Annotated in this window: 15 protein-coding genes; 8 read left to right on the top strand and 7 right to left on the bottom strand. The window is 73.3% G+C overall.

The window, feature by feature from the left end; genetic code table 11:
* Positions 1–115 precede the first annotated feature (115 nt).
* Positions 116–1,387 carry a sensor histidine kinase gene (locus ACZ4YL_RS21130; protein ID WP_468118343.1) on the top strand — a complete coding sequence of 424 codons (1,272 nt, stop codon included), beginning with the start codon at positions 116–118 and terminating at the stop codon, positions 1,385–1,387.
* A 696-nt stretch (positions 1,388–2,083) separates the two neighbouring features.
* Here the strand turns inward: ACZ4YL_RS21130 and ACZ4YL_RS21125 are convergent.
* Both ACZ4YL_RS21125 and ACZ4YL_RS21120 read right to left on the bottom strand, forming a co-directional pair.
* Positions 2,084–2,590 (bottom strand): SUKH-3 domain-containing protein, encoded by a 507-nt coding sequence (locus tag ACZ4YL_RS21125; RefSeq protein ID WP_468118342.1) that lies wholly within the window; start codon positions 2,588–2,590, stop codon positions 2,084–2,086.
* A gap of 2 nt (positions 2,591–2,592) precedes the next feature.
* On the bottom strand, positions 2,593–3,198 hold the full coding sequence (locus ACZ4YL_RS21120) for a YwqJ-related putative deaminase (protein WP_468118340.1): 606 nt from the start codon (positions 3,196–3,198) through the stop codon (positions 2,593–2,595).
* 230 nt (positions 3,199–3,428) lie between these two features.
* Between ACZ4YL_RS21120 and ACZ4YL_RS21115 the strand changes: the two genes are divergently transcribed.
* The 3 genes from ACZ4YL_RS21115 (at position 3,429) to ACZ4YL_RS21105 (ending at position 7,993) form a co-directional block, all read left to right on the top strand.
* Positions 3,429–4,424 carry an SMI1/KNR4 family protein gene (locus ACZ4YL_RS21115; protein ID WP_468118338.1) on the top strand — a complete coding sequence of 332 codons (996 nt, stop codon included), beginning with the start codon at positions 3,429–3,431 and terminating at the stop codon, positions 4,422–4,424.
* Between the two features lie 7 nt (positions 4,425–4,431).
* Positions 4,432–6,981 carry an SUKH-4 family immunity protein gene (locus ACZ4YL_RS21110; RefSeq protein WP_468118337.1) on the top strand — a complete coding sequence of 850 codons (2,550 nt, stop codon included), beginning with the start codon at positions 4,432–4,434 and terminating at the stop codon, positions 6,979–6,981.
* A gap of 139 nt (positions 6,982–7,120) precedes the next feature.
* Complete coding sequence (locus ACZ4YL_RS21105) at positions 7,121–7,993, top strand: DivIVA domain-containing protein (RefSeq protein WP_468118335.1); 873 nt, start codon at positions 7,121–7,123, stop codon at positions 7,991–7,993.
* A 267-nt stretch (positions 7,994–8,260) separates the two neighbouring features.
* Here the strand turns inward: ACZ4YL_RS21105 and ACZ4YL_RS21100 are convergent, their stop codons facing one another.
* Entirely contained in the window at positions 8,261–9,358 is a 1,098-nt protein-coding gene (locus ACZ4YL_RS21100; RefSeq protein ID WP_468118334.1) for an alpha/beta fold hydrolase, read from the bottom strand.
* A gap of 77 nt (positions 9,359–9,435) precedes the next feature.
* On the bottom strand, positions 9,436–10,311 hold the full coding sequence (locus ACZ4YL_RS21095; protein WP_468118332.1) for an alpha/beta fold hydrolase: 876 nt from the start codon (positions 10,309–10,311) through the stop codon (positions 9,436–9,438).
* 81 nt (positions 10,312–10,392) lie between these two features.
* On the opposite strand from ACZ4YL_RS21095, the gene ACZ4YL_RS21090 reads away from it, so the two are divergent.
* Positions 10,393–10,947, top strand: coding sequence for a CGNR zinc finger domain-containing protein (locus tag ACZ4YL_RS21090; protein WP_468118330.1), 555 nt, complete (start codon positions 10,393–10,395; stop codon positions 10,945–10,947).
* Between the two features lie 168 nt (positions 10,948–11,115).
* Here the strand turns inward: ACZ4YL_RS21090 and ACZ4YL_RS21085 are convergent, their stop codons facing one another.
* Together ACZ4YL_RS21085 and ACZ4YL_RS21080 are read right to left on the bottom strand one after the other, a co-directional pair.
* Positions 11,116–11,991, bottom strand: a complete 876-nt coding sequence (locus tag ACZ4YL_RS21085; protein ID WP_468118328.1) for a hypothetical protein — start codon at positions 11,989–11,991, stop codon at positions 11,116–11,118.
* Between the two features lie 81 nt (positions 11,992–12,072).
* Positions 12,073–13,659 carry an MFS transporter gene (locus tag ACZ4YL_RS21080; RefSeq protein WP_468118581.1) on the bottom strand — a complete coding sequence of 529 codons (1,587 nt, stop codon included), beginning with the start codon at positions 13,657–13,659 and terminating at the stop codon, positions 12,073–12,075.
* A 437-nt stretch (positions 13,660–14,096) separates the two neighbouring features.
* Between ACZ4YL_RS21080 and ACZ4YL_RS21075 the strand changes: the two genes are divergently transcribed.
* Positions 14,097–14,873, top strand: a complete 777-nt coding sequence (locus ACZ4YL_RS21075; protein WP_468118327.1) for an ABC transporter ATP-binding protein — start codon at positions 14,097–14,099, stop codon at positions 14,871–14,873.
* Positions 14,870–17,455, top strand: coding sequence for an ABC transporter permease (locus tag ACZ4YL_RS21070; RefSeq protein ID WP_468118325.1), 2,586 nt, complete (start codon positions 14,870–14,872; stop codon positions 17,453–17,455). Before ACZ4YL_RS21075 ends, ACZ4YL_RS21070 begins: the two co-directional genes overlap by 4 nt.
* Before the next feature lie 81 nt (positions 17,456–17,536).
* Here ACZ4YL_RS21070 and ACZ4YL_RS21065 read toward each other — a convergent pair whose 3' ends face one another.
* On the bottom strand, positions 17,537–18,943 hold the full coding sequence (locus tag ACZ4YL_RS21065; protein ID WP_468118323.1) for a DUF2079 domain-containing protein: 1,407 nt from the start codon (positions 18,941–18,943) through the stop codon (positions 17,537–17,539).
* Between the two features lie 260 nt (positions 18,944–19,203).
* On the opposite strand from ACZ4YL_RS21065, the gene mfd reads away from it, so the two are divergent.
* Positions 19,204–22,737: a transcription-repair coupling factor gene (gene mfd / locus ACZ4YL_RS21060; RefSeq protein WP_468118321.1), complete on the top strand. Its 3,534-nt coding sequence runs from the start codon at positions 19,204–19,206 to the stop codon at positions 22,735–22,737.
* The last annotated feature ends 128 nt before the right edge of the window (positions 22,738–22,865 follow it).

Genomic DNA, 22,865 nt, shown 5'->3' with positions numbered 1-22,865 from the left:
GGCCGTCCCTACTATGCCGTACCACCTGCCCTCACCGCGACGGTACCCGTCCCCGCCGTTTCGGCGGCGGGTATTTCCCCGGGGTGCCGCGAAGGCCGCCCGTACGCTGGACGGCATGACCAAAACGGGGGAAGTGGAAGGCCGGGCCGGGCCGCCTTTGTGGTGGGTGCGGCGGCGGGACGCCGTGGGGGACGTGGTGCTCGGCGGGGTGTCCGCCGTCGAGTGCGCGTGGGAGGGCGTGCCCTTCGCCGCCGAGGCGGGACTGCCGACGTCGGTCGGAGTGCTGTTCGGGTTCGTGGTGGGGGCCACGCTCGTGCTGCGGCGGCGGTGGCCGATCGCCGTCGTGCTCGTCGGGATCGCCGTGTCGCCGGCCGCGATGGGGTTCCTGCTCGCGGTGGTCGGGATGTACACGCTGGCCTCCTCCGAGGTGCCCCGGCGGATCACGGCCACCTTGGCCTCGATGTCGCTGGCCGCGACCTTCGTCGTGATGTACCTGCGTACCCGCGGGGACGTGGAGGCCGACACGACGCTCGTGGTCGTGCTGTCCGGGTTCGTCGCGGTGGCGCTGACCGTGCCGCCGGTGCTGTTCGGCCTCTACATCGGGGCCCGGCGGCGGCTGATGGAGAGCCTGCAGGAGCGGGCGGACTCGCTGGAGCGGGAGCTGTCGCTGCTGGCGGACCGGGCGGAGGAGCGGGCCGAGTGGGCCCGTACGGAGGAGCGCACCCGGATCGCGCGGGAGATGCACGACGTGGTCGCCCACCGGGTGTCGCTGATGGTGGTGCACGCGGCCGCATTGGAGGCGGTGGCGGTCAAGGACCCGGCGCGGGCGGCGAAGAACGCGGCCCTGGTGGGGGACATGGGGCGGCAGGCGCTGACGGAGCTGCGCGAGATGCTCGGCGTGCTCCGGGCGCCGCCCAAGCCGGCCCCGGCTCCCGTGCCCGCGGTGCCCGCCGTGCCTGCGGTGCCCGCCGTCGCGTTCGCCGGCGGCATGGAGGACGGGCCCTCGCTCGGCGAGCTGGAGGCGCTGGTCGGGCAGTCGCGGGCGGCGGGGATGGCCGTGGAGATGCTGGTGCACGGCGAGTGGGCGGCGTACGCGGCGGAGATCGAGCAGACGGCGTTCCGCGTGGTGCAGGAGGCGCTCACCAACTGCCACAAGCACGCTCCGGGCGCGCGGGTCGTGGTGCGGCTCGCGCACCGGGCGGGGGAGGTGGCCATGCAGGTGGAGAACGGTCCCTGCGACGGGCAGGCCCCCGAGCCGGGCCTGCCCAGCGGGGGGAACGGACTCGTCGGGATGCGGGAGCGCGTCCTCGGACTGGGCGGGGTGTTCGTGTCCGGGCCGACCGACGCGGGCGGCTTCCGCGTCTCGGCGGTCCTCCCGACGGCCTAGCCGGTCCGCTCCCGCGGGGGTGACGGTGACGGCCCGGGGCCGGTCCGCTCCCGCGGGGGTGACGGTCCGAATGCACCCGGGCTGCGCCCGGGGCTCCGCGGCACTCTGCCGAGCCGATCCCGCAGGGCGGGTCCGGGCCGGTCGGTCCGCATCGGTCTGCGGGCCGGGGTCCGGGCGCGGTGCGGGCCGGTGCGCGGGGCCGGAGAGGGGTGTCTCCTCGGCTCGGCGCGTGCGGGCCGTCTCGGTGGCGGTCGCTGTTCGTCCTGCGGGCTGGGATTCGGGCGCGGTGCGGGCCGGGTGCGCGGGGCCGGGCAGGGGTGTCTCCTCGGCTCGGCGCGTGCGGGCATGTCTCGGTTGTACCCGGCGGTCGCGCGCTCGTCCTGCGGGGACACCCCTCCCCGTCCCCGCTCCCCACGCGTCGGGGCGGCTTCGGGGCACTGCCGGAGCCTCGCCGTGGGGCGGGGACACGGCGGAGTGTCCCCGCAGGACGAGCGCGCACCACCGGGCACCACCGCGACATGCCGCACCGCGCGAGCCGAGGAGACACTCCGGCGGGGCACCGCCCCACACCACCCAGCCCCGCCGGCGATTGAGGCGCGGGGCCCGGGGCAGAACCCCGGCACCACCGACCGACCGGAGCCGAACCGCAGAGCCCCCGCACCACCGACCGGCCGGAGTCGGCAACCCCAGCGGGAGCTAGGTGGTGAGGCGGGTCGGCTGGAGGCCCGTCAGGAGGAGGGTGAGGGCCTCGTCGACGTTGGAGCCGAGGTACCAGTCGCCGGTGTGGTCGATGCCGTAGACGCGGCCTTCGCGGTCGAGCGCGAGGTGGGAGGCGCCGTCGGCCTCGACGCCCAGCGGGCAGAGCTGGGTGGAGAGGGCCCGGCCGAGGTCGGCGAACGTGCGCGCGAGGTGGAGCCCGGTGAGCGGGTCGATCCGGACGGGCGTCGGGGCGACCTGGCGGCCGGGGCCGTGCGCGGCGACCGTCAGACCGCCGAACTCGGCCCAGGCCTCGACGGCGGCGGGGAAGACGGTGTGCCGGTGTCCGGCGGGCGTGGTGTGGTCCCGCAGGGCGTCGGCCCAGTACTCGGCCTGCTTGATGTCCCACCGGCCCGGTTCCCAGCCGGCGGTGCGCAGGGCGGAGTCCACGGCGACCGGGAACCGGGTGGCCGAGGAGCGGTCGTAGGAGGCGGATGCGGTGGTCATGGCTACTCGGATGGGGTGAGGTCGACGGAGCGTACGCCGAAGTGGGCGAGGAGTGCTTCGCAGGAGCGGCAGGGGGCTGCGTAGCTGCCGTGGAGGGGGTCGCCGTCCTCGCGGATGCGGCGGGCGGTGATCTTCGCGTGTTTGAGGGAGCGGCGGGCCTCGGTCGGGGAGAGGGGTTTGCGGGAGGCGCGCCGGGAGCGGGCGCCCTCGACGGCGGTGAGGTGGCGGGAGAGCAGGATCGCCTCGGGGCACCGGCCGGTGAATCGTTCGCGCTGGCCGCTGGTGAGGGTGTCGAGGAAGTCCTGGACGAGCGGGTGGAGCACGGGCGGCTGATCGGCCTTGCCGGCGGTGCCGGTGAGGGTTTCGCCGCGTACGGAGAGGGCGGCGGCGATGGTGGGGAGGATGCCGTCCCGGCGGAAGCGCAGGACGGGCACGGCGGGGCGGCCGTCGGTGCTGCTCCAGCGCAGGCGGGGGTCGCCGGCGGGGCCGGCGGCTTCGCCGGCCGGGCCTGTGGAGCCGGGCGCGCCAGGCGAGCCGAGTGCGCCCGGTGCGCCTGCTGCGTTCGGCGCGGTGTCGCCGGATTCTGTACGTGTTGCCGTGTGGTGCATGGTCGCGCTTTCCCTCCCGTGGCGGCGGTGGTGACCGCTGTCGCGCGCGCCCCCGTGCCGCGGGGACAGCCTGTCAAACGTCACCTGTCATGCGGAAGCTGGGTCGAATATTCGTATCAATTCGGATGTTCCCGGCCCTCGGGCGGGTGCGCCGGTCGGGCGCGGGTAAGGCTCTTGCCCCAGCGCATAGGCTGTGGTGAACCAGCCAGATCCAGCAGGGGGCTACCGCCATGACGACAGGTCGGCTCGGGCAGCAGGCCGCGCCACCCAACGCCGCTTACTCGGGGCAGGTCGTGCATTTCCCGGACCCGGTCCGGGCCGCTCGGCATCCTCACGGGGTGCGGATGGACGGCAATGGGCATCCGGACTTCTCCGCCTACGCGCGCGCGGCGGTGGAGATCGCCGAACCGCCGGAGGGCTTCGGCGTGGACGAGCTGCGGCTCACGGACTACGTGTCCGCGAACGCGGCGATGAAGGCCGCCGGGCACGAGCTGTGGGACACGGTCGGGCCGGTGGCGACCCCGCACGGCTGGACCTGGCACCACGTGGCGGGTTCGCGGCGCATGGAGCTGGTCCCGGTCGAGGTGAAGGCCCTCCTGCGGCATCACGCGGGCCTGGCGACGGCTCCGGTGGACCACGACAAGCGCGGGACGCGGCCGTTGCAGGAGGTGCGCCCGGCGCACCTGGGGCTGCCCAAGTCCGTGGTGTCGGTCGCCGAGGAGCAGGTGCAGGGGGTCGAGGAGGACCTCGGCTACCGGCTGCCCGAGGCGTACCGCTCGTTCCTGAAGGCCGCGGGCGGCTGCGCGCCGGTGGGCGCGGGCCTGGACGTGGACCTCGGTCTGCTGGTGGACCAGCCGTTCTTCACGGTGCGTGAGGAGGCGGCGGTCAACGACCTGGTGTATGTCAACAAGTGTCTGCGGGACCACCTGACGAAGGACTACCTGTGCGTGGCCTTCGCCCAGGGCGGGCTGCTCGCGCTGAAGGTCAAGGGTGAGGGCATCGGCTCGGTGTGGTTCTCCCCGTACGACGATGCCCGCGACCGGGACGGCTGGTCGGTCCAGGAGCGCGTGGAGCGGTTGTTGCTGCCGTGCGGTGCCGATTTCGACGCCTTCCTCGAGAGGCTGGCCGGTAACCCGCCGGAGCTGGAGACGGTGGCCGGTCTGATGGTGGACGGCGGATTCGCACGTTCGGTTCCGGTGCCGGGCTCGGCACCGGTGGAGGGGTGAGCGCGCGATGGTGACGTTTGCGCAGGCGCAGGAGCGCGCCGAGGAGTGGATCAACGGGGACGTGCCCGCGTACCAGCACCGCGAGGTGCGCGTACGGGAGTTCGGGCTCGGGTTCGTGGTGTGGGCGGAGGACCGCGCAGCGGGTCCCGTGTCCGGTGGTGGGCGGCAGCGGCTGGTCATCGCGCGGGACAGCGGGGAGGTGACGCTGTGGCCGGGACTGCCGGTGGGTGAGGTGATCCGCCGGTACGAGGAGGAGTACGGGGCCGTGGCCGCGGCCGTTTCGGAGGCTTCGGTCCCGCAGCCGCGGATCGACTCGGAACAGACGTCGTTCATGCTCAGCCCGCCAGAGTGGCTGCAGGAGGCCGCGGACCGGGCGGGGATCGCGCCGAGGTCGACGCCCACGCCGGCTCCGGCCGCGCCCGTCGACGCCGTGGCCGAGCCTGAGCCCGCGCCGGCTCCCGCGGCACCGGCAGCGCCTGTCGAGGCAGTGCCGCTGCGGCGCGGGGGCGAGATCCCGTACGAGCCCACGGCCAACGACGGGGTTCCGGCGACGGCCCCTGCCCCGGCTCCGGCCGCGCCCGCGGTGCCGATCGGTGCCACGCCCTGGGCGGGCACCGATGTGAACTCCGGTACGGACGACGCGTCCGTACCGCTGCCCGCGACGGTGTTCGCGCCGCCGCTGTCCGGGTCGGACCTGGAGGACGCGCCGTCGTCCGGGGTGGCCCCGGAGGCGAAGACCACGCTGATGCCGGGCGGCAGCCAGCTGCCGAGGACCGCGGTCGTGCCCGCGCTGGGTTCGCCGGGCGATGCGGCGGGCGGTTCGCAGGGCGGCTCGCAGGGCGGTTCGGCGGCGAGTGACATCGCGGACGCCCCGACCAGCAAGGCCCAGATCTCCCGGCCGTCGACGCCGTCGACGCCGCCGGGTCCGCCCGGTGCGCCTTCGGCTCCCGGAGGCGGGGCGCACCACGCCGCGACGATGCTGGCCGGCCCCGGTGTTCCGCAGCCGCCCGGTCCGCCCGGTGCACCGGGCGCGGGTCAGCCGCCGGCGCCCCCCGGTCCGCCGGGTGCTCCGGGGTCGCTGGGCCGTGGGCTCGACCATGCCGCGACGATGCTGGCCGGTCCGGCCGTCACGGGTCAGCCGCCGGCGCCTCCCGGTCCGCCGGGGGCTCCGGGTGCGGGTGCGGGTGCGGGTGCGCCCCAGCCTCCCGGTCCGCTGGGTGCTCCGGGGTCGCTGGGCCGTGGCCTCGACCATGCCGCGACGATGCTGGCCGGTCCGGCCGTCACGGGTCAGCCGCCCGCGCCTCCCGGTCCGCCCGGGGCTCCCGGTGGCGGGGCCCATCACGCCGCCACGATGCTCGCGGGTCCCGGCGTACCGCAGCCTCCGGGTCCGCCCGGTGCGCCCGGTGCGCCTGCGGCCCCCGGTGCGCCCGGCGCCCCCGGTGGCGGGCTCGACCATGCCGCCACGATGCTGGCCGGCCCGGCCATGGTGCAGCCGCCCGGGCCCCCCGGCCCGCCGCCCGGCGTGCCCGGCGGTCCCGGTGGTCCCGGTCCCGGCGCGCAGCCCCCGGTCCCGACCGGTGCGCCCACCGTCGGCCCCGGCTACCAGGCCGTGCTCCGCTACCGCGCGCCCGACGGCTCCGAGCAGCAGCTCATCCGCCGCTCGGCGCCCGGTACCCCGCACCCGGAGTGGCAGATCCTCTACGAGCTGCGCGCCATGAACGTGCCGCCGCAGCAGGTGCTGGAGCTGCACACCGAGCTGGAGTCCTGTGAGCTGCCCGGCGGTTACTGCGCCCGGATGATCCGGGAGACCTGGCCGCAGGTGCGGATCACGAGCGTGGCCCCGTACGGCAAGGACCACGCGGGCCGTCAGCAGGGCATGCGGCACCTGCTCACCCACCAGGGCGAGCTGCACCAGGTGGCGGACGGTCCGGCGCGCCCGGCGCCGGTACGGGCGCCGCTGCCGCAGGTCCCGCTGCAGCCGGCGATCCCGCTGGAGGCGATCGCGCAGGAGCTGACGGCCGCGTTCGGTCCGCAGGGCGTGTTCCGCTTCGACCAGCGGGCGGTGTCCCGTCAGGGTGTGCCGGAGATCGTGGCGCAGACGCTGATGTGGTCGGGTCTGCCGGTCGATTTCGGGCCGTTCTTCTGGGCGCAGGCGGTGCCGGGCCAGCCGGTGCCGACGCTGGCCGAGCTGGCGCAGCAGCGGGGGGTGCAGCCGGCCTCGGACGCGGGTTCGTACCTCGTCGTCGGCAGCGACTTCGGCAAGGCGCTGTGCGTGCAGTACGGCACCGCGCACATCGTGGCGGTGCCGGTGGAAGGCGGCCCGGGAGGTGCTCCCGTACCGCCGCAGTTCGTGAATTCGAGCCTGCCGCAGTTCGTGCGGTCCCTGGCGATGCTGGGTCACATGTGGCGGCTGCGCCAGCATCTGACGCCGGAGCAGGCGGGGCGCTGGACCGTCGACTTCCAGGCGAGTCTGGCGGGGCTCGACAGCGCGGCGCTGTCCTCGCCGGAGAGCTGGTGGTCGGTGCTGCTGGAGCAGATGTGGGACGGACTGCTCTGACCGGCTGATCGAGTGATCGTGTGATCGGCTGGATGGCCGGGTCGGGACCTTCGAACAGGGTCTCAGCCCGGCCATTCCGGCTTCTGGGATCAAATGGCGCATCCTTGACGGGAATCCCCGCGAGAGAGGCGCATCCAGGATGAGTGCACCCTTTGCGACCGTGCGCGGTCGTGGCTACCGCATGGAAGAGGTCGACCGGTATCTCGCCCGGCTCTCCGGGAGCCGGGACGAGGCCTGGGAGCGGGTGGCGCGGCTGACGGTCCTGGCCAAGCAGATGGAGGCGGACGCGGCGCGGCTGCGGGCGGCGGTCTCCGCGCTGGCTCCGCAGACGTACGACGAGCTGAGCGAGCGGGCCCGCCGGATCCTGCTGCTGGCGGAGGAAGAGGCGGACGCCCTGCGGACGGACGCGCGGGTGGACGCCTCGACGACGCTCGGCGCGGCCGAGGCGCGTGCCGATCGGGTGGCGGAGCTCGCGCGGGGCGATGCGGAGGCGGTGCGCGAGCAGACGGAGGTCCGGGCCCGGCAGGGGCTGCTGCGGGCGCAACGCGAGGCGGACGACGTGCGGTCGGCGGCGCGGGAGGACGCGGCGGCGTGGCGGGCGCAGGCGGCGGCCGCGCTGGCGGAGACGCGGCGGCGGGCGGAGGCGGAGCGGGCGGAGCGCGAGCAGGAGCAGGCGGAGCGCCGGGAGGCGGCGGAGCGGGAGCTGGCGGAGCGGGAGGCGGACCTGGAGGCGCGCCACGCGGAGCAGGAGCGGTACGTCGAGGCCCGTCTGGCGGAGGCGCGGCGGGAGTTCGCCGAGGCGGAGGAGTCGGCGCGGCACGGGCAGGAGGACGCGGAGGCGCGGGCCGCCGAGCTGGTCGCGCAGGCGCGGGTGGCGGAGGAGCGGATCGGGCGCGAGACGCGGGGGATCCTGCGGGAGCACGGGGAGGCGGCGGAGGAGATGCGGGCGCACATGAACCGCGTCCGCTCCAGCCTGGCGGCACTGACGGGCCGGGCTCCGGCGGAGGGCTAGGGCGTGTCCGGTCCGGGGGTCGGGCCGGGCCGGCACCCCGGACCGCTCGTCTCGTCCACGGCCTGCAACCCAGGAATCGCGGACAACACCAAGAACCCCACCACCCCGACCCCGGCGCGGCGAGGGCCGCGGCCCCGAGAGCGCAGGTTCTCCAACTGGTTCGGGCAGTGCGCATGGTGGCCCCCGTGTGCGAACGGACTGGTCGATCGACCGGTTCATTCCCCGGCGGAGCTGGTGGAGAGCCGTTCCTGACGGACCATTACGGATTCAGGACGTGGCGGTGGCCGTTCCCCGACGGTCGGCGGTGGTGACCGCCGGACGGACATGGGTCAGGAGGAGGTCCAGGAAGCGGTCCGGGCGACGGAGTGCGGCGAAGTGGGAGGCCCCCTCGATCAGTTCGAAGGCCTTCACCGGTGCCTCGACGGCGTCGAAGTACGCCTTGGCGCGCGCCGCCGGGGTGATCACGTCGAGCGCTCCCTGGAAGATGAAGAACGGCATCTCGAAGCGGGTTCCGTCGGCCAGGTCGTCGAACTCCGACGCCCCCTCGGTGACGGACTCCGAGAAGCCCTGACCGCCGAAGTACGCCTTGATCCGGCCGAGGGTGTAGAGCGGTGACAGCCACAGCGACCCGATGATCACCTTCTTGACCGTGTCCAGGGTCAGCGGGTCGCTGCCGGCGCACAGCTTGTCGTACGAGGACCGCTGCGCGGAGGTCCAGCGCCGGGGGTCGGACCCCATCGCCTCGATCGTCGCCACGTCCTTGGTCCGGCCCGCGGCCCGCAGCCGCTCCAGCGTGCCCTCGTAGGCGGAAGTGTCCCGGCCCGCCTCCTGGATGTTCTGGTCGGTGCCGACGTACGCGGAGTAGAGCTCGGGGTGGTTGCGGGCCAGTCGGAGCCCGAAGGTGGTGCCGAAGGAGCTCGGCAGCAGCACCACCCGGTCCACGTGCATCCGGTCGAGGACGTACCGGGTGACCTCCAGGGCGTCCTCGTAGAGCCGGGCGAAGGTGACCGGTCCGCCCTGGTCCGCAGGGGCGTGGGCGAAGGTCAGGCCGGCGCCGCGCATGTCCCAGCGGACGAGGGTGAAGTGCTTCTCCCACTCCCGGGTGCGGGCTCCGTAGGGGGAGTTGGCCGCCCCGGGGCCGCCGTGGATCTCCAGGAGTACGGGGTTGGTGCGGTCCTCGCCGCGGATCGAGATCCACTGGTCGATTCCGCCGATGGGGACGAAGCCCTGCTCGTCGATGCCGGTCGGCGCGTCGATCCGCATGAGTGCGGCGTTCGCCGAGCGTCGCACGGCGCGGTGGCCGAGCAGTCCGGCGACGGGCGTGGCGAGTACGGCGGTGGCGGCGGCGAGGATGACACCGAGCATTACTGTTTCCCCCAGACACTGTTTTGCTGACGGGGGGAAGATTACGCGATGCCGGTGATTTGTAAACCCCTGTTGCGTCAGGGGAGTTCGGCGAGGAACTCCTCGATCAGCGGGGCGATCTGCGGGAGGTGGGTCTCCAGGGCGAAGTGGCCCGCGCCCTCGAAGACGTGCACCTCGGCTTCGGGGGCGTCGCGGAGGTAGGCCTTCGCGCCCGCCGGGGTGAAGAAGGGGTCGCCCGCGCCCCACACGACCAGCACCGGGATCCGGGCGGCGCGCAGCCAGGCCTGCCAGGCGGGGTAGTGGGCGAAGTTGGAGGCGTAGTCGAAGGCGAGGTCGGCCTGGGCGTCGGCGCGGCCCGGCAGGCCGAGGTGGTGCACGTCGAGGGTCCAGCTGTCGGGGGAGAGGAGGCCGGTGTCGGCGACGCCGGTCTCGTACTGGAAGCGGGTGCCCTCCAGGGTGAAGAGCCCCCGGACGCGCTCCTCGTCGCCGGGGACCTCCCGCCGGAGTCCGGCGAACTCGCGGGCCGCGTCCGAGAGGCCTTCCTCGTAGGCGTTGCCGTTCTGGACGATCAGGCCGGTCACCCGCTCCGGCCGGCGCGCGGCGAGCCGCAGCCCGACCGGGGCGCCGAAGTCGAAGACGTACAGGGCGAAGCGGTCCAGTCCGAGGGCATCGGTGAAGCCCTCCATGACGTCGGCGAGCCGGTCGAAGGTGTACGTGAATCCGGCCGGTGCCTCGGTGCGGCCGAAGCCGGGGTAGTCGGGGGCGATCAGGCGGTACGGGGTGTCGCCGAGGGCGTCCATCAGGCGGGCGAACTGGTGCGAGGCGGTGGGGAAGCCGTGCAGGAGCAGCAGTACGGGGCCGTCGGCGGGGCCGCTCTCGCGGTAGGCGACGCGGACTCCGTCCACGTCGACGGTGCGGTGCCGGATGGTGGGAATGGTGCGGCGAGCGGTCATCACATGCCTCCTGCGTCCTTGTTTCCATTAGTCTTGCCGGTGATCGCTAATGGGTCAAGCGATTGCAGTAGCATTAGTCGGATGACAGTGACCTTCCCGCTCACCGGTGAGCCCCTCGCGCTGGACCTCCTCAACACCGAGGCCGCGGTGGGCGACCTCGTCGCCGGCCCGGCGGGGCTCACGGCCTGGCTGGCCGCGCAGGCCGGGCGGCTGACGCCCGTCGACGCCGTGGGTGAGGGCGAGGTGGCCGCCGTACGGGCCGTACGGGAGGCCGCGCGCCCGGCGCTCGACGCCGTGCGGCGCGGTGAGCGGCCCCCGGCCGGGGCGCTCACCGCGCTGAACGAGGCCCTGGCCGCGGCGCCCTCGCACCGCGTGCTGGCCTGGAGCGAGGCGGGCGGGATCGCCGCCGGCACGCACCGGCCCGCGGATCCGGCCCGGCGGCTCGCGGCGGAGCTGGCCGAGGCGGTCGCGGAGCTGCTGACGGACCCCCGGGTGGCGCAGGTGCGCGCGTGCGAGGCCCACGACTGCGTCCTGCTCTTCCTGCCGGCGCACCCCCGGCGCCGCTGGTGCGTGGCATCGGTCTGCGGCAACCGGGCCCGGGTGGCCCGGTACTACGCACGTCACAAGGGCGACTAGCCCGAGACGGTGATCAAGCACAGGAGGGCCGGCTCGCCCCGGTCCGGCCGGTGCGTCTCCGAGCCGCCGGTGCGGGTGCGCGCGGGCACCTCGTCCGCGCCGCCGGTCTCCCGCCCCCACGCCTCGGCGTCGGCGCTCAGCCAGGCTTCACAAGGGGCTCGGCACGGGTCAGCCCGCCGGCCGCGTCTGTTGCCGGGCCGGGACGGGGGGCTTCGCCAGGGGCTCGTAGTGGTACGGGTCGCTGCGCAGGCCGCGCGCCGTGACGACCACCGTGAACGGGGGTGCCCCCGGGGCCGGGAGGGTGGCGGTCAGGGCGCCCGTCAGGGGGTCGGCCTGTGCCGGAAGGGGGGCGTCGTCCACGGTGAGGAGGGTCGGCGGGCCCGCCGGGTCCGGGGCGAATCCGCCGCCCTCGACCGTCAGGCGGCCGTCCTCCAGCGCGACGTGCGTGATCACCGGGTTGGCGCGGACGGCCATCTTGTTGACCAGGTACGCGCCCGCGGGTGCGCCCGTCAGGGCCCACATCTCGGCGGGCAGGCGCGGGAGTCCGCCGCCCACGTCCGCGAGGTAGAACAGCACCACGTACAGCATGGTGACCGCGCTGAGGGCGACGTACTGGAGGTCCACGAGGTCGGTGCGCCCGCTGTCGTTCGCGATCAGCTCCCGCAGCGGCCGCCGGCCCGACACCGTCGGCCTCGCGGCGGGCTTGGCCATGCTGCCGTGTTCCACGCGCAGGCCGACGACCGCCTTCGCGGCGATCAGCGCCACGTACGGGCCGCCGAGCAGCGGCAGGTACACCGTCGTCAGGGTGGACAGCGGGCCGTCGGTGCCGCGGAAGTACGCGATGCCCCCGCCCGCGGTGAGCCCGTAGCCGAGGATCGCCAGCAGCAGCCAGACCAGGATCACCGTCCAGGCGAGGGCGAGCGCCGTCGAGGTGGAGAGGCGGCCGTCGCGGCCGGTGATGAAGCCCGGGCTGCGGCGGAGCCGCAGGCAGAGCGGGCCGGCCAGCGCGGCCAGTAACGCGAGTGCGCAGAGTGCGGATGCCATGTCGTCGTCCCCCCGGAAACGGTCCTGGCACGAGGGTTACCCATTGGCCCGGCCATGACAAGGCGACTTTCCGCAGACGGTCTACTCCTCCTGCTGTTCGCGCAGTTCCGGCAGGACGGGGAACCGGCGCGGTGCCACCAGCAGCAGGACCAGCAGCGCGGCCAGGGCGGCTGCCGTGGCGCCGAGGAAGATGTGCTCGACGGCGGCGGCCACGGCCTCGCGCAGGTAGCCGGCGGCGGCAGCGGGCAGCAGTTCCGGCCGGTCCAGTGTCTTCGCCACGTCGTCCAGGTGCTCCGGGAGGCCGGGTGCGGGGGCGTCCGCCAGGCGGGCGGCGATGGTGGCGTTGGCGACGGCGGCGAGCAGGGCGGCGCCCACGCTCTGGCCGACCTGCCGGCAGAACAGTACCGAGGCCGTCGTCGTCCCGCGCTCGGCCCAGCCCACGGTGGACTGGACCCCGACGATCAGCGGGAGCTGGAAGAGGCCGAGGGCGCCGCCCAGCAGCAGCATGACCAGTGCGGGCTGCCAGGGCCGGGCGGGGTAGGGCAGCAGGGTGAAGGAGAACAGGATCACCGCGGCGAGCGCGATCCCGACGGCCGCCGTGTTGCGGAAGCCGATGCGCCGGTAGACGTGCTGGCTGCAGGCGGCGGTGACGGGCCAGCTCAGGGTCATCACCGACATGACCAGGCCGGCGCCGACGGGGCCGAGGCCCAGCACGGACTGCGCGTAGGTCGGCATGAACACCATGGGGGCGACCATCAGCAGGCCGAGTGCCCCCATGGCCAGGTTGACGGCGGCGATGGTGCGCCGGCGCCATACCCAGCCGGGCAGGATCGGTTCCTCGGCCCGGCGTTCCACCCGGACCACGACGACGGCCAGCAGCGCGCTCGCGCCCAGCAGCCCGAGCGAGGGCGCGGACAGCCAGGGCCAGGCGACCCCGCCCTGGACGAGCGCGAAGAGCAGCAGCCCGCCACAGGCGAAGACGGCGAGCGCCCCCGCCCAGTCGACCGGTCCCCGGCGCCCCGGCGACCGGACGGGCTCGGTCAGGTGACGGGCGATCATCCACAGGGCGAGCCCGGCCAGCGGCAGGTTGATCAGGAAGATCCAGCGCCAGTGCGCGTACGAGGCGAGCAGCCCGCCGAGCGCCGGGCCGGCCACGGCCGAGGCGGCCCAGACGCTGGACATCCGGGCCTGGATCCGCGGCCGGTCCCTGAGCGGGTAGAGGTCGGCGGCCAGGGTCTGGATCGTGCCCTGGAGGGCGCCGCCGCCCAGGCCCTGGACGATGCGGAAGGCGATGAGGGCGGCCATGTTCCAGGCGGACGCGCACAGCAGCGAACCGATGAGGAAGAGGCCGATGCCGAAGAGCAGGACGGGCTTGCGGCCGAAGGTGTCGGACAGCTTCCCGTAGACGGGAAGGGTGACGGTCACCGCGAGCAGGTAGCCGGAGAAGAGCCAGGAGAAGACGGAGAATCCGCCGAGTTCGCCCACGATCTGCGGGACGGCGGTGGCCACGATGGTGCTGTCCAGGGCGACGAGGGCCATGCCGAGCATCAGTGAGGCGACCACCGGGGCCGGCGGTCGTGCGGCCGGCTTGGCCGCGGGCGCGCCGCTGGTCGCGTTCTTGGCCGGAACCCCGGCCCCGGGGGTATCGGCCGCGGGCCCCGAGGGTATGCCGTCCGGGCTCGCGCCGGTGCTCTCCGCCGATGCCACCGAGATTCCTTCCCCCTGCACGTAACTGCGGGGAACACCATCTCACCGCCGGGTGGCGGGCGGTATCCCCCAGGGTTCGTACGCCGAAGGATGCAGATCCCCTAGGGGTCCCTCCGCACAACGGGCCAGGGGTCGTTCCTCCCGGCGGAGGACGTGAGCGGCCCGGGCGTCTCCTTAACTGGAACCTACGCACCACAGGCCGGGGGGTGGGGTTAACCCCCGGGCGGATACGGCGATGGGCACCAGCGCGCCGCGCCTCCGCCCGGCGGAGACTTCATGACGGCGACGAGCGCACAGCCGCACACCGACGCACACGCACGCACGCACGCACGCACGCACACGCACGCACGCACACGCACGCACGCATTCGAAGAGGGAGAAAGACCGTGACAACGGCTATGACCGAAACCAGGCACGGGGGTACTGGAGGGCATGCAGCCGTCGCGGCCCGGGCGCGCAAGGTCGTCAAGGCCTACGGCTCCGGGGAGACGCGTGTCGTCGCCCTCGACGACGTCGACGTGGACATCATGAGCGGCCAGTTCACCGCGATCATGGGTCCCTCCGGCTCCGGCAAGTCCACGCTGATGCACTGCCTCGCCGGTCTCGACACAGTGACCAGCGGCCAGATCCACCTGGACGACACCGAGATCACCGGGCTGAAGGACAAGAAGCTCACGCAGCTGCGCCGCGACCGGATCGGCTTCATCTTCCAGGCCTTCAACCTGCTGCCCACGCTCAACGCCCTGGAGAACATCACGCTCCCCATGGACATCGCGGGCCGCAAGCCCGAAGCGGAGTGGCTGAACCGGGTCGTGGAGACGGTCGGCCTCGCCGGCCGGCTCAAGCACCGCCCGACCGAGCTCTCCGGCGGCCAGCAGCAGCGCGTGGCGGTCGCCCGCGCCCTCGCCGCCCGCCCGCAGATCATCTTCGGCGACGAGCCGACCGGAAACCTGGACTCCAGGGCGGGCGCCGAGGTCCTCGGCTTCCTGCGCCGCTCGGTGGACGAGCTCGGCCAGACGATTGTCATGGTCACGCACGACCCGGTGGCGGCCTCCTACGCGGACCGCGTCATCTTCCTGGCCGACGGCAAGATCGTCGACGAGATGTACGGACCCACCGCCGACCAGGTCCTGGACCGCATGAAGGACTTCGACGCGCGCGGGCGGACCTCATGAGCAACACCGTCCTGAAGACCTCGCGGCGCAACTTCGTCGCCCACAAGGGACGGATGGCGCTCTCCGCCGTCGCGGTCATGCTCTCCGTCGCCTTCGTCTGCGGCACCCTGGTGTTCACCGACACCATGAACACCACCTTCGACAAGCTGTTCGCCGTCACCAACTCCGATGTGACCGTCAGCCCGAAGGAAGCCGAGGAGGGGGAGGAGACCCCGCAGCGCGGCCGCCCCGAGATCCTGGCGGGCTCGGCCGTGGAGCAGGTGCGCAAGGCCGAGGGCGTCAAGAGCGCCGAGGGCGGCGTCGTGTCGATGTCCGTCACCGTCGTCAACGCCAAGAACGAGAACCTGGGCTCGACCACCGGCGCCCCGACCATCGCGGGCAGCTGGAACGACAACGAGCTCAAGTCCATGAAGATCACCTCGGGCAACGCTCCGCGCGGCCCGACCGAGATGATGGTCGACGCCGACACCGCCGAGAAGCACCACCTGAAGCTCGGTGACGAACTGCGCACGATCACCATCGCCGGCGACATCCGCGCCAGGATCACTGGTATCGCCACCTTCACCGTGACCAACCCGGGCGCGGCCATCGTCTACTTCGACACGGCCACCGCGCAGCAGGCGCTGCTCGGCTCCCCCGGCTCCTTCACGCACGTCAACGTCACCGCCAAGGACGGGGTGAGCGACGAGCAGCTCAAGCGGAACGTCGCGGCGGCCGTCGGCGCGGACACGTACAAGCTGCAGACCGCCAAGGAAGCCGCGGACGCCAACCGCAAGGACGTCGGCTCCTTCCTCAACGTCATGAAGTACGTGATGCTCGGCTTCGCCGGGATCGCCTTCCTCGTCGGCATCTTCCTGATCTTCAACACCTTCTCGATGCTGGTGGCCCAGCGCACCCGCGAGATCGGCCTGATGCGCGCCATCGGCGCCGACAGCGGGCAGATCCTCAAGTCCGTGGTCGTCGAGGCCTTCCTGCTCGGGATCGTCGGCTCGCTCCTGGGTATCGGCGCCGGCATCGGCCTCGCCATCGGCCTGATGCAGCTCATGGGCTCCATGGGCATGCACCTGTCCACCGACGACCTGACGATCGCCTGGACCACCCCGGTCGTCGGCCTCTACCTCGGCATCAAGGTCACCGTCGTCTCCGCCTTCATCCCGGCCCGCCGGGCCGGCAAGGTCTCCCCGATGGCCGCGCTGCGCGAGTCCGGCACCCCGGGCGACAGGAAGGCCGGCGTCGTCCGCGCCGTCCTCGGCCTGGTCCTCACCGGCATCGGCGGCGCGGGGCTCTACCTCGCCACCGCCGCCGAGGAGGCCGGACCCGGATCGCTCTGGCTGGGCCTGGGCGTCGTCTTCAGCCTCATCGGCTTCATCGTGATCGGCCCGCTGCTCGCCGCGGGCGTGGTGCGGGTGCTCTCCGGCGTGGTGCTGCGGCCCTTCGGGTCCGTGGGCCGGCTCGCGGAGCGCAACGCCCTGCGCAACCCGCGCCGCACCGGTGCCACCGCCGCCGCGCTGATGATCGGCCTCGCGCTGGTCGCCTGCCTGTCGGTGGTCGGCTCCTCGATGGTGGCCTCCGCGACCGAGGAGCTCGACCAGTCGGTCGGCGCGGACTACATCGTCAACTCCGAGACCGGCCAGCCCGTGCTGCCGCAGGCCGAGCAGGCCCTGCGCGCCACCAAGGGCCTCGACCACGTCACCGCCTACCGCGAGGTGGCGGCCAAGGTCACCGCGCCCGACGGCACCACTGTGGAGGAGGGACTCGGCGCCACCGACCCGACGTACGCCAAGGACATCCGGCGCAAGATGGTCTCCGGCGAGCACGCCGCGGCGTACGGGGCGAACGCGATGTCGGTCGGCTCCGAGTACGCCACCAAGCACGGCGTCAAGGCCGGCGACGAGCTGACGGTCGCCTTCACCGGCGGCAGCACGGTCAAGCTGAAGGTCGCCGCGATCACCAGCGACGAGGGCAACCTCGACAAGGGCATGAAGTACATCAGCACCGAGACGGCCCGGGCGAACGTCCCGGCCGACAAGCTCCCGCTGCCCTTCATGCTGCTGGCCAGCGCGCAGGACGGTCAGTCCGAGGCCACCGCGTACGAGTCGGTCAAGGCGGCGATGGCGGAGTACCCGCAGTACAAGGTGCGCGACCAGACCGACTACAAGCAGGCCCTGAAGGACCAGGTCGGCCAGCTGCTGAACATGGTCTACGGGCTCCTCGGCCTCGCGATCATCGTCGCGGTCCTGGGCGTCGTGAACACCCTGGCCCTCTCGGTGGTCGAGCGGACCCGCGAGATCGGCCTGATGCGCGCCATCGGCCTCTCCCGCCGCCAGCTGCGCCGCATGATCCGCCTGGAGTCGGTGGTCATCGCCCTCTTCGGCGCCCTGCTCGGCCTCGGGCTCGGCATGGGCTGGGGGATCGGCGCGCAGCAGCTGCTGGCGCTCCAGGGCCTGAAGGTGCTGGAGATCCCGTGGCCGACGATCCTCGGGGTGTTCGCCGCCTCGGCCTTCGTAGGCCTGTTCGCCGCACTGGTCCCGGCCTTCCGGGCAGGGCGGATGAACGTACTGAACGCGATCGCGAGCGAGTAACCGGCCCGCGTTCGTTCGGGGGAATGCCGGTCCGGGACCTCAGGGTCCCGGACCGGCGTCGTTCCGGGGCCGGCGCTCCCGTCACTGCCGCTGCATGAGGACGATGCCGGCGGCCTCACCCACCAGGGTGAACCGCTCGTCGGGGTGGAGCTGGCGGGCGTAGCCGGTCGGGTCCTCGCCGGCCCACTTCGAGGAGTTGTCGATGGTGATCCAGTCGGGGACCACGCCCTTGCTGCCGCCGATCCACAGCACGCGGCAGCGGGAGGTCAGCCGGGTCAGCGGGGTGGTGTCGGCCTCCACGGTCGCCCCGTCGGGGATCCGGTCCAGGAGCCGCTCGATCGCGGTGACCCGCTCGGGCTTCTCGTACGTACGGGCCTCCGCGAGCTTGGCCGTCGGCATGGCGGTCGCGCTCAGGGCGAGGGCGGCGGCCAGGACGGCGGTCGGCAGCTGCAGCGCGTACGAGCGCAGCCGGGGCCGCTCGCTCCGCCGGACGGTGTCGATGGCGTCGACCAGGGCGAGGGCCACGACGGGCATCAGGACGGCGCTGTAGTGCCAGTCGGTGGACCAGTAGTGGTCGTCCCCGGACAGGAACCGCCAGCCGAGGGTGGGCGCGGCCACCAGGAGCAGCGGCGAGCGCAGCGCGAGCAGCCCGGAGGTGGGGATCAGCACCCACGCCAGGGTGGTGAGCTTGGTGCCGATGCCGCCGAGCGGACCCGCCCCGTCGATCTTGTCCCAGTAGCCGTATCCCGCGGTGGCGAAGGCCGGTATGAGGACGGTGAACACCAGGACGGCGAAGACGCAGGCCGCGGCGGCGACGCCGAGCGCGGTCACGGCGATCCGCCGGTTGCCGTCGCGGGCCCGCCAGGCCACCACCACGGCCAGCGCGGCGAGCGTGAAGCCGAGGTCCTCCTTGACGAGGACCAGCGGCAGCCCCCACAGCAGGGCTGCCCGCCAGCGCCGGGCGAGCACCGCCTCCAGGGCGAAGGCCAGCAGGGGCACGGCGAAGGCGATCTCGTGGAAGTCGAACTCGACGGCCCGCTGGATGCCCCAGGAGAGCCCGTACGCGATGCCGACGGCGAGCCCGCGGGCCCGGCCGAGGAAGCGTACGGCCGCCCGGGTGACGGGCACGGCGGACAGCGCGAACAGCGCCGACTGCACGACCAGCAGGGTGACGGGACCGGGGAAGACCCGGTAGACGGGGGCGACGAGCGCGATGATCGGGCTGAAGTGGTCCCCGAGGATGTTGGCCCCCGGCCCCTTCAGGTCGGCGACGGGCGCCTGGAGGTGCGCGTACGCGCGGATCGCCTGCTCGAAGATCCCCAGGTCCCAGGAGGCCCAGTCCATCCGCCGGAACCGCCCGACGGACAGGACGAGGTAGACGAGGAACAGCCCGGCGGCCACCAGCCAGGGCGGCGCCCAGGCGTACCGGTCCGGCTTCGCGGATGCCGGTGCCACCGGCGCCGGGCGGGCTATCGCATCGCTCGTCACGGACTCGTGCTCCTCCGGAGGCAGTGTCTCCCCGGCGGAAGACGACACGGCGAGCTCGGACAGTCAGAACAGGAACATCGTAAAGCGGGGCGAGGGGCGTCGTCGTAGGGTGGGAACCCCCGGCCCGTGCGACGTGTCGGGCCCTTCGCGTTGCCCTCGCACCCGCACCGCACCGCACCGCACGATCGCATCGCACCCGCACTGTTCCACCGCACCGCACCGCACACCTTCAGACTTTCACCGGACGGAAAGCCTCTTTCATGAGCCTGCACGGACTGCTCGACGCCGTCACCCGTGATGCCGCCCTCGCCGAGGCGGTCACCGCGGCCGGGGACGGCAAGCGCATGCACGTGGACCTGGTCGGCCCCGCCGCCGCGCGGCCCTTCGCGATCGCCGCGCTGGCCCGGCAGACCGGGCGGACCGTGCTGGCGGTCACCGCCACCGGGCGTGAGGCCGAGGACCTGGCCGCCGCGCTGCGCTCGTTGCTGCCGCCCGACGAGGTGGTGGACTACCCGTCCTGGGAGACGCTCCCGCACGAGCGCCTCAGCCCGCGCAGCGACACCATGGGCCGCAGGCTCGCCGTCCTGCGCCGCCTCGTGCACCCGAGCAAGGACGACCCGGCGGCAGGCCCGGTGAGCGTGCTCGTGGCGCCCATCCGGTCCGTGCTCCAGCCGCAGGTCAAGGGGCTCGGGGAGCTGGTCCCGGTCAGCCTGCGGCAAGGTGGCGGCGCCGACCTCGGGGAGATCACCGAGGCGCTGGCCGCCGCGGCGTACGCGCGGGTCGAGCTCGTCGAGAAGCGCGGGGAGTTCGCCGTGCGCGGCGGCATCCTGGACGTGTTCCCGCCCACCGAGGAACACCCGCTGCGCATCGAGTTCTGGGGCGACGAGGTCGAGGAGATCCGCTACTTCAAGGTCGCCGACCAGCGCTCGCTGGAGATCGCCGAGCACGGGCTGTGGGCCCCGCCCTGTCGCGAGCTGCTGCTGACCGACGCGGTACGGGAGCGGGCCGCGGCCCTCGCCGAGGCCCACCCCGAGCTCGGCGAACTGCTGCACAAGATCGCCGAGGGGATCGCCGTGGAGGGCATGGAGTCCCTCGCCCCGGTCCTCGTCGACGAGATGGAACTGCTGATCGACGTGCTGCCCGCCGGGTCGATGGCCGTGGTCTGCGACCCGGAGCGGGTCCGGACCCGGGCCGCCGACCTCGTGGCCACGAGCCAGGAGTTCCTGATGGCCTCCTGGGCGGCCACCGCGGGCGGCGGCGAGGCCCCCATCGACGTCGGCGCGGCCTCCCTGCGCGGGATCGCCGACGTCCGCGACCGGGCCCGCGAGCTGGACATGATGTGGTGGTCGGTGTCCCCCTTCGCCGCCGACGAGACCGCGGGCGGCAGCGACACCCTCAAGCTCGGCATGCACGCCCCGGAGGCCTACCGCGGCGACACCGCCCGGGCGCTGGCCGACACCAAGGGCTGGATCGCCGACGGCTGGCACACCGTCTACCTCACCGAGGGCCACGGCCCGGCCGCCCGTACCGTCGAGGTGCTCGGCGGCGAGGGCATCGCGGCCCGGCTGGAGCCGGAACTGCGCGCCCTGGAGCCGAGCCTGGTCCACGTCGCCTGCGGCTCGATCGACAACGGCTTCGTCGACCCGGTGCTGCGCCTGGCCGTCCTCACCGAGACCGACCTGACCGGCCAGCGCACCGCCACCAAGGACCTCGGCCGGATGCCGACCCGGCGCCGCAAGACCATCGACCCGCTGACCCTGGAGGCCGGCGACTACATCGTCCACGAGCAGCACGGCGTGGGCCGCTACGTCGAGATGGTCCAGCGCACGGTGCAGGGCGCCACCCGCGAGTACCTGCTGGTGGAGTACGCGCCGGCCAAGCGCGGGCAGCCCGGCGACCGCCTCTACATCCCCACCGACCAGCTGGAGCAGGTCACCAAGTACGTCGGCGGCGAGGCCCCGACCCTGCACCGGCTCGGCGGCGCCGACTGGACCAAGACCAAGGCGCGCGCGAAGAAGGCGGTCAAGGAGATCGCCGCCGACCTCATCAAGCTCTACAGCGCGCGCATGGCGGCCCCCGGCCACACCTTCGGGCCGGACACCCCCTGGCAGCGCGAGCTGGAGGACGCCTTCCCGTACGCGGAGACGCCCGACCAGCTCACCACCATCGCCGAGGTCAAGGAGGACATGGAGAAGTCGGTCCCGATGGACCGGCTGATCTGCGGCGACGTCGGCTACGGTAAAACCGAGATTGCTGTGAGAGCCGCCTTCAAGGCGGTCCAGGACGGGAAGCAGGTCGCCGTCCTCGTCCCGACGACCCTGCTCGTGCAGCAGCACTTCGGCACCTTCTCCGAGCGCTACAGCCAGTTCCCCGTCAAGGTGAAGGCGCTCTCGCGCTTCCAGAGCGAGAGCGAGTCCAAGGCCACCCTGGAGGGTCTCCAGGAGGGCTCGGTGGACCTGGTCATCGGCACCCACCGCCTGTTCTCGCAGGAGACCCGGTTCAAGGACCTCGGGCTGGTCATCGTCGACGAGGAGCAGCGCTTCGGTGTGGAGCACAAGGAGCAGCTGAAGAAGCTCCGCGCCAACGTGGACGTGCTCACCATGTCCGCGACCCCGATCCCGCGCACCCTGGAGATGGCGGTGACCGGCATCCGCGAGATGTCGACGATCACCACCCCGCCGGAGGAGCGGCACCCGGTCCTGACCTTCGTCGGCCCGTACGAGGAGAAGCAGATCGGCGCGGCCATCCGCCGCGAGCTGCTGCGCGAGGGCCAGTGCTTCTACATCCACAACCGGGTCGAGTCCATCGACCGGGCGGCCGCCAAGCTGCGCGAGATCGTGCCCGAGGCGCGGATCGCGACGGCCCACGGCCAGATGTCGGAGCAGGCCCTGGAGCAGGTCGTCGTCGACTTCTGGGAGAAGAAGTTCGACGTGCTCGTCTCGACCACGATCGTCGAGTCGGGCATCGACATCTCCAACGCCAACACCCTGATCGTGGAGCGCGGCGACAACTTCGGCCTGAGCCAGCTGCACCAGCTGCGCGGACGCGTCGGGCGCGGCCGCGAGCGCGGGTACGCGTACTTCCTGTACCCGCCGGAGAAGCCGCTGACCGAGACCGCGCACGAGCGGCTCGCGACGATCGCCCAGCACACCGAGATGGGCGCCGGCATGTACGTGGCGATGAAGGACCTGGAGATCCGCGGCGCGGGCAATCTGCTCGGCGGCGAGCAGTCCGGTCACATCGCGGGCGTCGGCTTCGACCTCTACATCCGGATGGTCGGCGAGGCCGTGGCCGACTACCGGGCCGCGGTCGAGGGCCAGGTGGAGGAGGAGCCGCCGCTGGAGGTCAAGATCGAGCTGCCGGTCGACGCGCACGTCCCGCACGACTACGCGCCGGGCGAGCGGCTGCGCCTGCAGGCGTACCGGTCCATCGCCTCCGCCAACTCCGAGGCGGACATCAAGGCCGTGCGGGAGGAGCTCACCGACCGCTACGGCAAGCTGCCGGAGCCGGTGGAGAACCTGCTGCTGGTGGCCGGGCTGCGGATGCTGGCCCGGGCCTGCGGGGTCGGGGACATCACCCTCCAGGGCAACAACGTGCGGTTCGGGCCGGTGGAGCTGCGCGAGTCGCAGGAGCTGCGGCTCAAGCGGCTCTACCCGGGGACGGTGCTCAAGCCCGCCACCTCGCAGGTGCTGGTCCCGCGCCCGAAGGCGGGCAAGATCGGCGGGAAGCCGGTGGTCGGGCGGGAACTGCTGGCCTGGACGGGGGAGTTCCTCACCACCATCCTCGGCTCGTAGCGGCCGTAGCGGCTGCGGTGACGACGTGAACGGCCGTGGGGGGGGGGGGGGGAGGGGGGGGGCCCCAAACAACCCTGGCCTTCCCTCCACGACTCATCTCACCCCCTCCCCCGCCCTACCCTCCCCCC

The organism is Streptomyces sp. NPDC030021 (assembly GCF_055574035.1).
The sequence above is the reverse complement of the archived record's forward strand: the minus strand, read 5'-3'. Positions and strand labels throughout refer to the sequence as shown.

What these genes read in the sequence shown, in the direction of transcription:
- ACZ4YL_RS21105 (WP_468118335.1), top strand. Translation starts at nt 7,121, where the DNA reads ATGAGTGCACCCTTTGCGACCGTGCGCGGTCGTGGCTACCGCATGGAA.
- mfd (WP_468118321.1), top strand. Translation starts at nt 19,204, where the DNA reads ATGAGCCTGCACGGACTGCTCGACGCCGTCACCCGTGATGCCGCCCTC.
- ACZ4YL_RS21130 (WP_468118343.1), top strand. Translation starts at nt 116, where the DNA reads ATGACCAAAACGGGGGAAGTGGAAGGCCGGGCCGGGCCGCCTTTGTGG.
- ACZ4YL_RS21110 (WP_468118337.1), top strand. Translation starts at nt 4,432, where the DNA reads ATGGTGACGTTTGCGCAGGCGCAGGAGCGCGCCGAGGAGTGGATCAAC.
- ACZ4YL_RS21125 (WP_468118342.1), bottom strand. Translation starts at nt 2,590, where the DNA reads ATGACCACCGCATCCGCCTCCTACGACCGCTCCTCGGCCACCCGGTTC.
- ACZ4YL_RS21100 (WP_468118334.1), bottom strand. Translation starts at nt 9,358, where the DNA reads ATGCTCGGTGTCATCCTCGCCGCCGCCACCGCCGTACTCGCCACGCCC.
- ACZ4YL_RS21075 (WP_468118327.1), top strand. Translation starts at nt 14,097, where the DNA reads ATGACCGAAACCAGGCACGGGGGTACTGGAGGGCATGCAGCCGTCGCG.
- ACZ4YL_RS21095 (WP_468118332.1), bottom strand. Translation starts at nt 10,311, where the DNA reads ATGACCGCTCGCCGCACCATTCCCACCATCCGGCACCGCACCGTCGAC.
- ACZ4YL_RS21090 (WP_468118330.1), top strand. Translation starts at nt 10,393, where the DNA reads ATGACAGTGACCTTCCCGCTCACCGGTGAGCCCCTCGCGCTGGACCTC.
- ACZ4YL_RS21120 (WP_468118340.1), bottom strand. Translation starts at nt 3,198, where the DNA reads ATGCACCACACGGCAACACGTACAGAATCCGGCGACACCGCGCCGAAC.
- ACZ4YL_RS21070 (WP_468118325.1), top strand. Translation starts at nt 14,870, where the DNA reads ATGAGCAACACCGTCCTGAAGACCTCGCGGCGCAACTTCGTCGCCCAC.
- ACZ4YL_RS21115 (WP_468118338.1), top strand. Translation starts at nt 3,429, where the DNA reads ATGACGACAGGTCGGCTCGGGCAGCAGGCCGCGCCACCCAACGCCGCT.
- ACZ4YL_RS21085 (WP_468118328.1), bottom strand. Translation starts at nt 11,991, where the DNA reads ATGGCATCCGCACTCTGCGCACTCGCGTTACTGGCCGCGCTGGCCGGC.